Raw genomic sequence first — 15,676 nt, forward strand, 5'->3', positions numbered from 1 at the left:
CCGGTCATGTAACATAGGAGTGATGGATAATAGCCGGTACTGCGGCCTTTTGTTTTCAGCGCCGAAGGCGCGATCTAAGATAGCCCAGGGCAAGCGCCCGTAGGGCGCGCCGCCCTGGGTAGGGGCCCCGCCCGAAATGAGAGCCCTGAGAGGGCAACGTAAAATAACACTGCTGAAGACGCAAGGTACAAGACGGTGAAGACGTTACAATGGGTTCCATTGCCTCTTTGGCTCCAGTCAGCTTCGCCGACTGAAGCCAAAGAGGCCGAGGAACACGAGCAAAAATGGCGCCTTACCCAGGGCGACGCTCCGCCTTTGGCGTCGCTTGCCCTGGGCTGGTATGTTTCGCGCTTTCAGCGCTTCGGCCGCTTCGCGGCAATTTTCTTTTTTAGCCGACGGATTGGCCGGAGCGGCGTGACGTTTTGTGGGTGTGGGGCCCTGCGGGTACCTCACCTTGGATTATACATGGTACGGCCAACCGGGCCGAATCTGGCGGGTCGGCTGTCGTTTATCGCGGACGGATCGGACGGATCGGACGGATCAGACGGATCGGATTGATGATCGGTCTGATCGGTCTGATTTTCTGTCGTTTATCGCGGACGGATCGGACGGATCGGACGGATCAGACGGATCGTCTGTCTTTTGTCGCGGACGGATCGGACGGATCGGACGGATCGGACGGATCCGATTGACGATCGGTCTGATCGGTCTGATCGGGTGGATCGGGTGGATCGGGTGGATCAGGGGTTTCTGAAGACGGCGAGGTACTCCTGGTTGCCTTTGGGGCCGATGACGGGCGAGGGGATGACGCCGATGGGCTGCCAGTGGCACTGGAGCTGGGCGCAGGCGACGACGCTTTGGATGGCGCGTTGGCGGACGGCGTCGTCGCGGACGACGCCGCCTTTGCCGATATCGCGCGGTTCGGCCTCGAACTGTGGTTTGACGAGGACCATGATCCAGGCGGCGGGGGCGAGGAGGGGGACGCAGGCGGGGAGGATCTTGGTCAGCGAGATGAATGACACGTCGGCGACGAGGACGGCGATGGGGTCTGGGATGAGGTCGCGGTTGAGGTCGCGGGCGTTGGTCTGTTCGATGGATATGACGCGTGGGTCCTGACGGAGCTTTGCGTGAAGCTGGGCGGTACCGACGTCGACGGCGTAGACCTTGTTGGCGCCATAGGTGAGGAGGACGTCGGTGAAGCCGCCGGTGGAGGCGCCGATGTCGAGGGCGACCTTGCCGGCGATGTCCGGGGTGAAAGCGGTGATAGCGGCGAGGAGCTTGCCGGCACCACGGCTGACGAAGCGTGGCTGGTCGTCGAGTGTGAATTGCGCGTCATCAGCGACCATTTGGCCGGGTTTGCGCAGGGGCTGGGCGCTGTCGGCGAAAGCGACGCGTTGGTCTTTGATGAGTTGCTGGGCGGCGCTGCGGCTCTCACAGAGGCCGCATTCGACGAGGCGTTGGTCGGCGCGGATTTTACTCATGGCGGGGTAGTGGGAGGGGGGAGAGGTTGCGGGGGCGAGGTTGCGGGGGAGAGGTTGCGGGGGAGAGGTTGCGGGGGAGAGGTTGCGGGGGAGAGGTTGCGGGGGAGAGGTTGCGGGGGAGAGGTTGCGGGGGAGAGGTTGCGGGGGAGATTCGGGGTGGGGGCTTAGCGTGATGCGTTATGCGCAGGGAAGCAGAAAATTGGGCAAGCGTGATCTATTTCGTTTTCATTTGCGATTGCGATGTCGGGGGCGATCAGTGTGTTGTGTCGATAGTGTGGTTTTGTTGCAGGTGTTGTTCGAGGGTGCGGATGGCGGTGGGGATGTCAGCGGGGGTATCGGCGATGGCGTCGGGAGCGGCCTGGGCGATTTCGTCGCCGGTGCCGTAGCCGTAGGAAACGGCGACGCAGGGCATGCCGTTGTCGTGGGCGGCTGCGATGTCGTAGCGGCGGTCGCCGACGAAGACGGCGGTGGCGGGTGCGATGCCTTCGCGGCGGAGGACTTCGGCGGTGAGGAGGGCCTTGTCGGTGAAGGCGCCATTGAGCTCGCTGCCGTAGAGTGATTGGAAGAAGGTGCGCAGGGCGAAGTGGGAGATGATGCGTTCGGCGAAGACGATGGGTTTGGCCGTGACCAGGTAGAGCCGACGGCCATCGCGTTGAAGGGCGGCGAGGGCTTCGGGGATGCCGGCGTAGAGCTCATTTTCGAAGAGGCCGATATCGGCGAAGCGTTCGCGGTAGAAGGCGACGGCCTGTTCCGCGTCGTCGTCGCCGGCCTGTTCGCCGAGGAGGGTGCGGAAGCTTTCGCGGAGTGCCGGGCCGATGCACCAGTGGAGCTCGTGGCGTTCGGGGATGTGCTGCTGGCCCATTTTGCGCAGGGCGTATTGGATGCAGCTGCAGATGCCCAGTTGTGGGTCAGAGAGCGTGCCGTCCAAATCGAAAAAGACGTGATTGAGTATCATGAGGCGGGGACTTTCTTCAGACGTTGAAATTGGGCAGGAAGGCGCCGTCGCGTTTGAGTTGCTGCTGGAGGGTGCGCGCGGGCAGCGCCCGTGGCGTGCAGTCCTGGGCGATGCTCATGGCGGCGGCGGTGCCGGCGGCCATGCCGGTGATCCAGCAGCCGGGGATGACGCGCAGAGATGCCATGACGGCGCGGTCGGTGCTGACGCAGCGGCCGGCGCAGAGGACGTTTTCGACCTGTTGCGGGCAGAGGACGCGGTAGGGTATGCCGTAGCTTTCACCGCGGCGGTAATGCTGGCCGATGTACTGTTTTTTGTGCTCGGCCAAGGACGCATCGCCGCCGGGCTCGGCGGGATGGATGTCGATGCCGAAGTTGTAGCGGCCGATTTCGTCTGGGAAGGTGGCGCGTTTCTGGTAATCGTCGGCGTTGAGGACGTAGTCGCCGGTAATGCGGCGGCTTTCGCGCACGCCCATGACGGCGCCGGTGGCGGCGATTTCGGCGTTGGCGAAACCGCGGATAGAGGTGCGGAAGAAGCGTTCGTACTCGGCGCAGACCCGACGGTTTTCGATGAGCTTGGCGGTCATGGACAGCTCGTCGAGGGGATTAATGCCGAAGCAGTGGCTGAGGTTGCCGGTGACGACATTGTCGGAAGTCTTGGTCATGCCGGTGAGGTGGTAGTCGTCCTGGGAGAGCATGCCGTCGGCGACGGCCTTTCTGAGCAGCGCGAGCATATTATCGTCGTTATGGCTGAAGGCGCCGCCGAGGCGGAATTCGTGCCAGTCGACGCCGGCCCAGAGACTGCAGAGCGTGCCGGGCATCATGCGGCCCTGTGCGTCACCGATTTCGTATGGTGCGCCGGCCATGACGGCCAGATCGCCGTCGCCGCTGGCGTCCACATAGCGCTGGGCTTTGACGGCGAAGGTGCCGCTTTTGGCGTTGAAAATCGCCAGGTCGATGTGCTTGTCGCGCATGATGACGTCGATAAGTTTGGTGGTATAGCTGATGACGACGCCGGCTTCGAGGAGCATGTCTTCGTAGAGGCGTTTGAGGCGTTCGGCGTAGATGGCGCCGCCGCGCATGGCGCCGGTGGCTTGTGCGCGGTCGATGATTTCCTTGCCGATGCCGCCGCAGAGGACGTTGTCGCCGTCAGTCCAGGGCATGAGCACGGGCACGAGTGCGGCGGTGCTCATGCCGCCGGGCATGGCCAGGGACTCGAAGAGCATGACGGACTGGCCCTGCCTGGCGGCGGCGATAGCGGCGGCGATGCCGGCCGGGCCGGCGCCGACCACGCAGACATCGCAGCGGTGCTTGATGGCGAGTTCTTTCTGGTAGATGACGGCCATGGCGGGTTGCTCCTTCAGGATTGGGTGCTGCTTGTATCGTCGGTGCCGGGGTTGTTGATGACCAGTCCCAGCGGCAATTCATCGCCCATGAGTTCGGTTTGGAATGCGCGTGACGGTTCGTGCTGCGCCTGGATGTCATTGAGCATGGCGAGCCATTCGGCGGGTGCCTGGTGCTTGTCGAGGAATGCTGTGGCTTGTTTGCGGGCGGCGGCGCCAAGGTCGATGCCGCGGATGCCGGTGAGGCGGCAGCTGTTGGCGATGGCGAAGAGCGCGGGGCGGCAGCCGTTGTCACGATGGGCGCGGCTAAGCAATTCTGGTAGCAGCGGCTCCCATTTGCCGGCTGGGACGACGGCGTTCTGCGGGCCGTGGAAGGGCCGGCGTGCCGCCAGGCGGGCGATGATCCAGAAGAAGGGCTCGGGCCAGCGGCCGCTGTTTTGCAGGAGGACCTGCAGCAGCCGCAGCTTGCTTTGGGCGCTGAGGTGCTCAAGGGCCGCCAGACAGCGCCATTGCTCCAAGCCGGCCGGCTGGCCTTTGTGCACGGCATTCTTTTCGTCTTTGCTGACGACGGCGCGGGTGATCGCGCCGGCGATCTGGTCCTGCTGGCCACTGCGCAAGCCCGGCGCGATGCGCCGCCAGCAGATCCACCAGTCGGCTTGTATCTGCGCATTTTTGGCGGCGGCGGGGCCTTGGAGCCACAGCTTCCAGCATTCGCGGAGGCGCCAGTCGTCGCCAGCGACGCCGAAGCCTGGGCGGAGACAGAAGCCGAGGAGGTTCAGCCAGCGCGCCTCGTGCTGGGCGGTTGTGGTGCGCCAGGCGTGGTTGCGGAGCAGCTCGTCGGCGATGCGTCGGCAGAGTGCGGCGTTCCAATCAGCGCGGGGGATGTCGAGGGCATTTTCCATGGCTTTGGTGACGGCGCTGAGCGCGGTGGGGGCGCCGGCGAAGCCGCGCTGGAGTTCCTGCATGGCGGCGGCGATGCGTTCTTCGGCGACGGTGACGCCGCGCGGTGCAGCCGTGGCGTCGTCGGGCGTGCTGTTGCCGCGCAGATCGAAAGCGAGGGGGAAGCGGTGGCTGCTATCGACGGCTTCGCACCAGAGATCGAGCGTACCGAGTTCATTGAGGCAGGCTGACAGGACCACCGAGAGGAGGGTGTGTTCGCTGCCCTTGCCGTATTTCATCACGGCTTGGAGTGGTGGCAGGGCGCTGATTTCGGCAAAGTCGTCGACGCGGTCGCCGAGTTGGTCGTGGAGGCGGGTGGCGCTGGCGAAGAGCGGGAAGGACACGGGCTGGTTCGCGCGCAGCTGGAACACGGGCTCGGGGAGGCGGCGGACCTGGCCTTCGTCAGTATCGCGGGGCATGACGCAGATGAGCTGTGGGTGGCCCTGCTGTTCGACCTGCAGGTAGTAGGCGCGGGCGATGCCGCCTTTGACACGGATGCCCTGGCCGCGGCGGACCATGCCGTAGTAGGCAGCGCCCTGTGACACCGCGAGGCTGAAGTCGGTGCCGGCGAGCTCGGGTACGGTGTCGCGTCCCTGCCAGCCGCCGACAATGGCGCGGACGCGTTCGCGGACGGCGCTGGGAATCATGACGCCGCCGTTGAAGAGGATATGCGTGGGGCGGGCCACCTGACCGGCTTCTTCGCCGGCGTGCTTGAGGAAGTGCAGCAGGTGCCGGGTGACGGCGGCGTCTGCCGCGTAGGGCAGGCCCAGTTCCTGGATGCCCTGGCGCCGTTCCGGCGGCGGGCTGTCTACCGGCAGCGCTGGGAAGAAGCCGTCGCTGACGAGTTTGCGGACGTCCTCACGGGCGAAACGGTGTGTTTTCATGCCGGCGAGGACGGCGCTGCCTGGCGCTGCCAGTTGCACGACGATGCTGTCGGGCGCGTCGTCGGCGAGGAGTTTTTCTTTGGCGCGGCGGCATTCCTGGCAGAGCATGGACCACTGGCGTTGGGGCAGGCGGGTCTTCCAGGCGCTTTCGGCCTGGCGGGCGAGGGCCATGTCCATATTATCGCCGCCGAGTAGCAGGTGGTCGCCGACGGCGTGGCGGCGGATGACGGCGTCTTTTTCGATGCGCACGAGGGTGAAGTCGGTGGTGCCGCCGCCGACGTCCATGACGAGCACGGCGTCGCCGGCGGCGAGGTTTTTCTGCCATGACTGCTGGTGGCTGTCGAGCCAGGCGTAGAAGGCGGCGAGGGGTTCTTCGATGAGAGTGATGTGCTTCATGCCGGCTTCTTTGGCGGCGCGGAGGGTAAGTTCGCGGGCGCTTTCATCGAAAGACGCCGGGACAGTGACGATGATCTGCTGGTCGGCGATGAGGCAGGGATTGCCGTCGCGGTCGCGGTTTTTGCCGTGCTGATGATCCCAGGCTCGACAGATGTGCTGGAGGTAGGCGGCGGATGCCTGGACGGGCGAGCGCATTTGCGGGCCGAGTTCGCCGCCCCAGGGGAGAATGGGCTTGAGGCGGTCGACGCCGGCGTGGGCCAGCCAGGACTTGGCGGAAAAGACCAGCCGTTCGGGCACCAGTGCGCCTTGGTCGCGGGCAAAACGTCCGACGGCGTGGGGCGGATTTTTTGCCCATGGCAGATCGAGGGCCTTTGGCGGTAGTTCGCTTTCGCCCGGCAGGTAGCAGAAGGATGGCAGCAGAGCTTCGGGCGACCACTCGCCGGCGGCCGTGAGCTGGACGACGGGAAAGGGCGTGATGTGGGGTTGCTCGGCTTCGCTGTCGACAAAATGAACGGAGCAGTTGGTGGTGCCGAGGTCGATACCAATGATGTAGCGGCTGAGAAAATCCGTGGCGGCGGCGCTGTTGCTCATAGTACGGTGGTGAATTCCTGCAAAACGGTGATCAGGTCGGGGCGGAAAGATGCGCTGGGGGCGCTCAATGCGGGCAGTTTGGCGCGGCTGGTGCCATGGGTATGGCGATATTCCAGGTGTTGGCGGCCTTGCGGAAACTGCCGGGGCCGTCGGCGGCAGCGGCGAAGAACGCCTGCGGTTCGCCGTCGGGGCTGAAGAGCAGCTGAGGGCGTTCCAAGCAACCGAGTTGGGCTTGCGAGCCGTCGTCGTAGCTGACCAGGCGCGAATAGGCGCGAGGCGAGGGCGCCGGCCGCCAGGAAATGCCGTCGTCGGAGTGAAAGTGGGCGCCAGCGAAGATTTCGCCGCAGATATCGCCGGTGATGTCCTTGGCGATCATTTCGAAATGCCGGCCGTTATGCCAGACGTATGGGTCTTCGACATTGAAGCCCTGGAGCACGGGCTCGTCCTGCACGCGTTCGTAGGGTCCTTCGGGGCGCTGGGCGACGGCCAAGCCGATGCGCAGGCCCTGCGGGGTGTTGGAGCGGTAATAGAGGAAGATGCGGCCGTCGGGCAACACGCATGGCGCGGGGTTGGTGACGATCTGGCTGTCCCAGCGGCCGGGGCGGGGCAGCAGGATGGGCGCGTCGAGGTTTTGCCAGGGGCCATCTGGGCTGTCAGCAATGGCCAGGCCGATTTTGATGTTCTGGTAGACCTGGTTGCGGCGGCGTTGGTCGCTGATGGCCTCTTCGCGGTTGGGGGCCGGGCCGTCGTAGGTGCTGGCGATGTAATAGAGCAGGTAGCGGCCGCCATAGGCGTGCACAGTGGGGTTGTGGGCCATGCGGCCATCCCAGCGCGAGGCGTCGCCGCCGGGAAGAACGCGATCGACAAAGCGGTATGGGCCCAGCAGGGTCGGCGAAAAGGCGTGCACGATCTCGGAGAGGAAGATGTAGCCTTCGAACATGCTGTGGGTTTTCGGCCAGCGCGCGGCGTAGAGGTGATAGCCGCGGCCCGGCTCGGCTAGAGCCGAGCCGCACCAGACCCAATAGCCGTCCTGACGAAAGCCGCTGTTGACAGGCGTTGGGCGAAAGCGCGATGAAAATGAACTCATGAGCGGGGGCTCCATGGGGGAAGAATGCGGCTTATGTGCGCAAAGCACAGTGGACACAGTGGACAAAGTGGACAGGTTTGTGCGGTCTGAGTGTTTGTCTTTTCCCCTGGTCAGAGTTCGGTCGTGGTGTAGCAGCGGGGATTACTTCACCTCGTCGCGGGTGGGAATGGACTGACTGGCGCCGGGGCGGCTGACGGTGATAGCTGCGGCCTTGCAAGCGAAGGCCATGGCTTCGGCGGGGGGCGTGCCCCGGCTGATCTCGTGGAGGAAATAGCCCACGAAGGTATCGCCCGCGGCCGTGGTGTCGACCACGCGGGTGGCGAAAGCGGGCTGGCGAAGCAGGTCGGTCGCTGCCGACCAGAAGAGCGCGCCGTCTTCGCCGAGCGTGACGCAGATCATGCTATCGGAGAAGAGCTCGGCCAGTTCGCGGATGATGTCTTCCATATCGACCGTGGTCGAGCGCGCTGCCAGCTCGGCTGCTTCGATTTCATTGACGATGAAGAGATCGACGCAGTCCAGCGGGTAATCGCGCACGGAGTCGGTCATGGGTGCGGGGTTGAAGCAGATGTTCATGCCGGCGGCTTTGCCGGCCTTCATCAGTTCGGGGGTGAGATTGATTTCATTTTGCAGGGTCAGCCAGTCGCCGGGGTGGGCGTCAGCGAGGACCACGCCGATGTGGCTGGTGGGTATTTCCTGGTTGGCGCCGCCATAGATGACGATGCTGTTCTGGCCGTCGTCATCGACTTGAATGATGGCATGGCCGCCGTGGCTGTTCGGTGAGATGATGACGTGGCGGACGTCGACGCCTTGCTTGGCCAGTGACTCTTTCAACCATTCGCTGTCCTGTCCGACCATGCCGGCCTGCCAGACGTGGGCGCCGGCGCGGGCCAAGGCGACAGACTGGTTTGCACCTTTACCGCCGGGGTTGATCATCAGTGACTTAGCCGCGAGGGTTTCGCCGGGGCGGACAATGCTGGGGACCTGATAGACATTATCCACATTCAATGAGCCGAAGTTAATGATTTTCATGGCGGGGTCCTTCCCTCTGTGTGACTGTGAATATGCTGACGGTTTTTCTTAGAACAGCACGGGCACGGGCAGGTCGATGTTATTGGCGATCATCCAGGTGGCGATGGCCAGGAGCAGGCCGCCGACGAAGACCGAGCCGATCTGGCCGGCGACATTGGCCGCAATCGTGTGCGGCAGAATTACGTTGCCGGGATCTTCCTCCTGCGCGATTTTTTGGACGACACGCGCGGACATCGGGAATGCCGATATGCCCGCCGCGCCGACCATGGGATTGACTTTGTCCTTCAAGAAGATATTGGCGACTTTGGCGAAAAGCACGCCGCCGGCGGTGTCGAAGACGAAAGCGATCAGTCCCATAAGCATGATGAAGAGCGTGTCGCGGGTGAGGAAGCGGTCGGCCACCATGGTCGAGCCGATGGTGATGCCCAGCAGCAACGTGACCAGATTGGCCAGTTCATTCTGTGCGGATTTGGACAGGCGTTCCAGCACGCCGCATTCGCGGATGAGGTTGCCGAACATCAGCATACCGACCAGCGCGGTGCAGATTGGTGCGACCAGGCTGGCGATGATAGTGACGATGATCGGGAAGAGAATGCGGGTGCGGCGGGATATCTCGGTGCCGCGGTAGGGCATGCGCATGGTCCGCTCGGCCTTGGTGGTCATTAGGCGGATCACCGGCGGCTGGATCAGCGGTACCAGCGCCATATAGGAATAGGCTGCGACCGAGATGGGGCCCAGCAGCTGCGGCGCGAGACGCGCCGACACCACGATGGCCATCGGGCCGTCGGCGGCGCCGATGTTGCCAATGGCCGTGGCCGCGCCGAGGTCAAAGCCCAGCATGCGCGCCGCGACCATGGTGATGACAATGCCGATCTGCGCGGCAAAGCCGTAGCAGAGCATGAACGGTCGGCTCAGCAGGGGCCCGAAGTCAATCATGGCGCCGACGGCGACAAAGATCAGCACCGGGAAGAGCTCGTTTTCGATGCCGTTCTTCATGAGGTAAGTCAGCACGCCGTGCTCGCCGACCGCCGATGAGCCGGGGATGTTCGCCAAGATTGCTCCGAAGCCGATGGGCAGCAGCAGCATGGGTTCGTACTGCTTCTTGATGGCCGCCCAGATTAGGGCCAGGCCAATGGCGAACATGGCAAGCTTGCCCCAGGTAAGGCCGATGAAACCTTCTAACAACTCTTCCATGACAGCGGATGCTCCGTTTCTTTCTTAATGGGTAATATGCTTGCTATGGTACTAGTTCAGAGTGGATTTGGTGGCAGTGCCGTTGTTTTTGCCGGTGGCGGCCTTGGCGCCGTCGCCGCTGGGCGCGTTGTCACCGTTGACAGTGTCGTCTTTGGCTTCTTCGCCGGGGCCGATTTCGACGAGTTTGAGCCACGCCGGCGCGTCGTCGTTGGCGGGGTTGAGGGTATTGAGGCGGAAGTGGAGGCCGTGGGACTGGAAGTGGTCCTCGCCCTTGGCGATGGCTTCCTGCATATGTGCCAGGAGGCTCTTGCCGCCTTCGCCGGCGATCATATCCCAGGCGTGTTTGTTGGCGACGAAGATTTCGTGTTGGCCGGCAAAGAGGATGGCCGGTCGGGGCAGTACGTTCACGAGGGTGAGGGCGGCTTGTTGCAGGGAGTGGAGTTGCTGGCGACTCTTGTCCAGCTCAACCTGTTGTTTGTCGATCAGATTATTGATGCGGTCGGTCAGGTCATTGAGCAGGGGGTCGTGCTGAATGGGCAGGTGGTGCGCCTGGGGTTCATCCTTGATGATGGACTCCAGGGTGAGCGTCATTTTGCTGATGGGACGGATGAGGATGTTCTGCAGGCGGTGATGCCCTTTCATGGCAAAGACCATGCCGATACTGACGCAGGTGATGACCAGCCATACGGCGCGGGTGATGGTCTTGAGCATCGTCGCGTTGAGTTCCTTGAGCTGCTGTTCCTGAGCGTTGATGCCGTTGGTAAAGTCCATGTGCAGGGCGTTGCGGGCGGCAAGGACCGCTGTGAGGCGCTGCTGGCGCGGCGCGGGGTTTGGCGCCGTGCCGGGGTCGCGCAATTCGGCGAGGGCTCGGGCGTAGTTGTCGAGGTCCTTGTCGGTATTTTCGTCGCTGAGGAAACTGAGGTCCTGGCGGAACTGCTCGATGTCGTCCTGCAGGGCGTCGCAGATACCCATGGTGGCGGTGGCGGTGGCGGCGGTGTCGGTGGTACTGATGTTTGCCAGCTGCTGCTGACTGATGGCCAGACGGGCCTGGGCCGCGACGAAGTGGCCGAGATTGTCGTGCAGAGTTCTGGCCCGTTTGACCATGACGTGTATTTGGGCGAAGTCGTATATGGCCACCAGACCCGTCAATAGCAACAATATGGTGCTGAAGGACATGAAGGATTGGGGGCTGTTTTTCGTGGCCATGACGATAAAATATTGGGCTAGGGTGAAAGGAGGAAGGCCGTGCCTGACGCGGTTTACTGCGGCACGGCACTTTTTGGGTGCGCCAACGACTCAATATAATGGCGTGAATGGACTCCTGCCATGACACCGGGAAATTGCCTGTGGGCGGATATTCTTTGCGGCGGCGTGGGCTATATTAGGCGTTTTTCTCAGCGTCTTTGCGTACTCAATGCATTCAGTTAACAGGAGATGGCTTCATGGCCGAGCGGACAAAACAGTACGATCCTGCCGTGATCGAGGCAAAATGGCAGGACTATTGGAAACAGCACAAGACCTTCAAGGCGGTGGATTGCGACCGCAGCCGCGAGAAGCTCTACGTTCTTGACATGTTTCCCTATCCGTCTGGCGCCGGTTTGCATGTCGGCCATCCCGAGGGCTATACCGCGTCGGACATCTGGTGCCGTTACAAGCGCATGAAGGGCTACAACGTGCTGCATACCATGGGCTGGGACGCCTTTGGCCTGCCGGCTGAGCAGTACGCGGTCAAGACCGGGACGCATCCGGCGGTGACCACGGCCAAGAATATCACGGTGTTCCGTCGGCAGCTGGAGGCCTTCGGTTTCAGCTTTGACTGGGATCGGGAGATCAACACGACCGACCCGGGCTATTACAAATGGACGCAATGGATTTTCAGCCAGCTGTACAAGCAGGGCTTGGCCTATCAGTCGGAGCAGCCAGTGAACTGGTGCCCGGAACTGGGGACCGTGCTGGCCAATGAAGAAGTCATCAACGGCCGTTCGGAGGTGGGCAATTACCCGGTGATCCGCAAGCCCGTGCGACAGTGGGTGCTCAAAATTACCGAGTACGCCGAGAAGCTTCTGGAAGGCATTGACGGTCTGGACTGGCCCGAGGGCACCAAGGAAATGCAGCGTAACTGGATTGGCAAGTCCACTGGCGCCGAAGTGGACTTCGCAGTCGCCGGCCGGGACGAGCGCATCCGCGTCTATACTACGCGTCCGGATACGCTGTTTGGCGCGACCTACATGGTGCTGGCGCCCGAGCATCCGCTGGTGGCCAAGCTGGTGAGTTCCGAGCGCAAGGACGCGGTCATGGCCTACGTGGAGGCCAGCCGCAGCAAGTCCGACCTGGACCGCACGGAGCTGAACAAGAACAAGAGCGGCGAATTCACTGGCGCCTATGCGATCAATCCGGTCAATGGCCAGCAGATACCCATTTGGATATCGGACTACGTGTTGATCAGCTACGGCACGGGTGCGATCATGGCCGTGCCGGCTCATGACACTCGCGACTTCGAGTTTGCCAGCAAATTTGGCCTGCCGATAGTATGCATTCTCAAGCCGTCGGAGAAGGACTGCGCGGCGGCTGGCGTAGCGCTGGACGATGTCCTCGCGGGTCGTGCCTGCTGGACCGGCGACGGGACGCTTTTCCAATCCGCCAACAGCGAGGTCGCTCTGGATGGGCTGGCGGTAGATGACGCCAAGAAGCGCATCAGTGACTGGCTTGAAGGCAAGGGCATCGGCAAGGCGACGGTGAATTACCGCCTGCGCGACTGGCTGTTTTCGCGTCAGCGTTACTGGGGCGAGCCCTTTCCGCTGGCACACATGGCCGATGGCAGCGTGAAGCTGGTCGATGACAGCCAGTTGCCCGTGCTGTTGCCTGAGATGGACGACTACAAGCCCACGCCGGACGGCGAGCCGCCGCTGGCGCGCGCGAAGGACTGGCTGAACTACCGCGATCCCGCCACCGGCCAGACCGGCAAGCGCGAGACCAATACCATGCCGCAGTGGGCCGGCTCCTGCTGGTACTACCTGCGCTATATCGATCCGCATAACGACCAGGCCGCGTGGGACCCCGAAAAAGAGAAGTACTGGATGCCGGTGGACCTCTACGTCGGCGGCGCTGAGCACGCCGTCCTGCATTTGCTCTACTCGCGCTTCTGGCACAAGGTGCTTTACGATCTCGGCTACGTGAGCCATCCGGAACCATGGAAACGCCTCATTCACCAAGGCATGATCCTCGGCATTTCCTACAAGGACGGCCGCGGCGCACTCGTGCCCAACGACCTCGTCGACAATCGCGACGGCAAGTACTTCCACAAGGAAACCGGCGAAGAACTCACCATGCTGCCGGCGAAAATGTCCAAGTCGCTTAAAAACGTGGTCAATCCCGACGAGATCGTCAAGCGCTACGGCGCTGACAGTTTCCGGCTCTACGAGATGTTCATGGGGCCGCTGCGCGAGGTCAAGCCATGGAATACCGAGGGCGTCGAAGGCGTGTACCGCTTCCTCTTCCGCTTCTGGAAGATGATTATCGACGCCGAACATGGCGGGCTCTGCGCCGAAATCGGCGACGAGCCGATGGACCGCGACGGCGAACGGCTGCTGCACCAGACAATCAAGAAGGTCAGTGAGGACATCGACAATTTGAGCTACAACACGGCCATCAGTCAGCTGATGATCGCGGTCAATGAGTTCGGTCGCGCGCCCAAGCGCAATCGCCGGGCCATGGAGACGATGGTGCTTCTGATCAGCCCGCTGGCGCCGCATATCGCTGAGGAGCTCTGGCAGCGTCTGGGGCATGACACGACGCTGGCGTATGAGCCATGGCCACAGTGTGACGAGGCAAAGCTCAAGGTCGATAGCGTGGAAATCGTGGTGCAGATCAATGGCAAGCCGCGCGTGCGCATGGCCGTGCCCGCTGAAGCCGATCAGGCCGCGATGTGCGAACTGGCGTTAGCCAACGCCGAGGTGCAGGCGCAAATCGCCGGCAAGACGGTCGTTAAGACCATCGCCGTGCCCGGCAGGCTGATCAATGTCGTGGTGAAATAACCCGCGGCTCCCTGCTATATCCCCTTCCTTCGCGAAGGGGATTTTTTTATCCACAGATTACGCAGATTAACGCAGATTTTGGCGTCGTGTCTTGCCGCTGCGCGGCAATTCACGCCGCCGGGTGGAAGGCGCGAAGGCGCGAAGGGGATTTTTTTATCCACAGATTACGCAGATTAACGCAGATTTTGGCGTCGTGTCTTGCCGCTGCGCGGCAATTCACGCCGCCGGGTGGAAGGCGCGAAGGCGCGAAGGGGATTTTTTTATCCGCAGATTACGCAGATTAACGCAGATTTTGGCGTCGTGTCTTGCCGCTGCGCGGCAATTCACGCCGCCGGGTGGAAGGCGCGAAGGCGCGGCGTAGGGGCGGACCTATGTGTCCGCCCTTTTTTTTATCCACAGATTACGCAGATTAACGCAGATTTTGGCGTCGTGTCTTGCCGCTGCGCGGCAATTCACGCCGCCGGGTGGAAGGCTCGAAGACGCGAATTTGTAGGGGCGGGCGTCCAGTGCCTCGCGGCTTGCCGCGAGGGTATTTTTTTCTCACGCGAAGGCGCGAAGGCGCGAAGAAGACTTTTTTATCCGCAGATTACGCAGATTAACGCAGATTTTGGCGTCGTGTCTTGCCGCTGCGCGGCCAAGCCACGCCGCCGGGTGGAAGGCGCGAATGTTTGTGTCTCACGCGAAGGCGCGCAAAAGGGCATGCTATCAGAAAAGTGACCGTCGCTTTCTGATAAATCAATAATTTTCGCCGTTGATGCGTTTGTATGCTGAGACGGGGCTGGAGGCGAGGGCCGCCACACAGAGCCGAGGCAAGAACACAAAAACGAGATTTGGTAGCCATGCAGAAATATCGCACCTTTACCCTAATCGAATTGTTGGTCGTCATTGGCATCATCGCCATCCTGGCGGCGATGCTCATGCCCGCATTGGGCAAGGCCCGCGAAAAGGCCCGCCAGACGGAATGTATGAACCAGCTTAAGCAGATCAGTCTCGGCATTGAGATGTTTAAGAGCGATAACAGAGGCAAGTTTCCACCTTGGATATCCAATCTTTATCCGGATTACATCAATACCAAAAAGGTCTATCAGTGTCCAATGGATAAGGATACAAGTTCAAAATCTGACCCACATCCATACGACAATGATTTGGCAAAGAAATTTTACGAAATTGAGGGAAACAAAGGAGTAGAGCACGATCCCAATGTGGGCACTGAGAAAAATCAAGTCCCTCATGTGAGCTACTTGTATCAGATGAACAATGGCAGCTCGGAGGGCGTTGCGGGTTCGTGGTTCGGGACTTCGGAAGAAGAGTCGCCTACAATCGCTGATTGTAAGGAGTTTCAACTTAGGTACGGCAATCAGGATGCGAAAAAAGCACATCCCGATGATCCTGGCGGCCCTTACGACCCGACAGTCTTTCCTATTGTCAGTTGCTTTTTTCATGTCAAGAAGAACAAAGATGGTATTGAGCATTACGCGCCTGTCCTTCAAATATCTTACTCGGGGAATTTCTTCATGAGCAAGGTGCGTTGGGAATACGGCCAGTGGGTGCCATAATGCCTGCGTGAAGCAGAATTGATCCAAGTGTTTTAGCCCGGGCGAATTGCCCGGGCGTTTTTGTTTGTGTGGAGCGCCTTGCCAGTCGGGCCGGCGTCTTTGGAGGGAAAATGTGACCTGCGGACAAGCGTGGCGTGGACAGCGTGGACAGCGTGGACAGCGTGGACAGAGTGGACAGCGTGGACAGCGTG

10 protein-coding genes are annotated in these 15,676 nt (G+C 61.8%); 2 read left to right on the forward strand and 8 right to left on the reverse strand.

The window, feature by feature from the left end; genetic code table 11:
• Positions 1 to 740: 740 nt before the first annotated feature.
• From J3R75_RS13530 to J3R75_RS13565, 8 genes are all read right to left on the reverse strand, one after another.
• Positions 741 to 1,481: a TlyA family RNA methyltransferase gene (locus J3R75_RS13530; RefSeq protein ID WP_307262406.1), complete on the reverse strand. Its 741-nt coding sequence runs from the start codon at positions 1,479 to 1,481 to the stop codon at positions 741 to 743.
• 253 nt (positions 1,482 to 1,734) lie between these two features.
• Complete coding sequence (locus J3R75_RS13535) at positions 1,735 to 2,436, reverse strand: HAD hydrolase-like protein (protein WP_307262408.1); 702 nt, start codon at positions 2,434 to 2,436, stop codon at positions 1,735 to 1,737.
• 16 nt (positions 2,437 to 2,452) lie between these two features.
• Positions 2,453 to 3,778 (reverse strand): FAD-dependent oxidoreductase, encoded by a 1,326-nt coding sequence (locus J3R75_RS13540; RefSeq protein WP_307262411.1) that lies wholly within the window; start codon positions 3,776 to 3,778, stop codon positions 2,453 to 2,455.
• 14 nt (positions 3,779 to 3,792) lie between these two features.
• Positions 3,793 to 6,585 carry a hsp70 family protein gene (locus J3R75_RS13545; protein WP_307262414.1) on the reverse strand — a complete coding sequence of 931 codons (2,793 nt, stop codon included), beginning with the start codon at positions 6,583 to 6,585 and terminating at the stop codon, positions 3,793 to 3,795.
• A gap of 64 nt (positions 6,586 to 6,649) precedes the next feature.
• A complete protein-coding gene (locus tag J3R75_RS13550; RefSeq protein WP_307262416.1) occupies positions 6,650 to 7,672 on the reverse strand; it encodes a glycoside hydrolase family protein in 1,023 nt (340 codons plus the stop codon).
• A gap of 141 nt (positions 7,673 to 7,813) precedes the next feature.
• On the reverse strand, positions 7,814 to 8,701 hold the full coding sequence (locus tag J3R75_RS13555; protein ID WP_307262419.1) for a ribokinase: 888 nt from the start codon (positions 8,699 to 8,701) through the stop codon (positions 7,814 to 7,816).
• Between the two features lie 48 nt (positions 8,702 to 8,749).
• The gene (locus J3R75_RS13560) at positions 8,750 to 9,895 is read right to left on the reverse strand and encodes a sodium ion-translocating decarboxylase subunit beta (protein WP_307262421.1); all 1,146 of its coding nucleotides are present in this window, start codon (positions 9,893 to 9,895) and stop codon (positions 8,750 to 8,752) included.
• A 51-nt stretch (positions 9,896 to 9,946) separates the two neighbouring features.
• Positions 9,947 to 11,101, reverse strand: coding sequence for a hypothetical protein (locus J3R75_RS13565; protein ID WP_307262424.1), 1,155 nt, complete (start codon positions 11,099 to 11,101; stop codon positions 9,947 to 9,949).
• 236 nt (positions 11,102 to 11,337) lie between these two features.
• On the opposite strand from J3R75_RS13565, the gene leuS reads away from it, so the two are divergent.
• The gene (gene leuS, locus J3R75_RS13570; protein WP_307262425.1) at positions 11,338 to 13,929 is read left to right on the forward strand and encodes a leucine--tRNA ligase; all 2,592 of its coding nucleotides are present in this window, start codon (positions 11,338 to 11,340) and stop codon (positions 13,927 to 13,929) included.
• 839 nt (positions 13,930 to 14,768) lie between these two features.
• A complete protein-coding gene (locus J3R75_RS13580) occupies positions 14,769 to 15,485 on the forward strand; it encodes a type II secretion system protein (RefSeq protein ID WP_370882370.1) in 717 nt (238 codons plus the stop codon).
• Positions 15,486 to 15,676 lie beyond the last annotated feature (191 nt).

It is taken from the genome of Oligosphaera ethanolica, assembly GCF_030814695.1.
Lineage (GTDB): Bacteria > Verrucomicrobiota > Lentisphaeria > Oligosphaerales > Oligosphaeraceae > Oligosphaera > Oligosphaera ethanolica.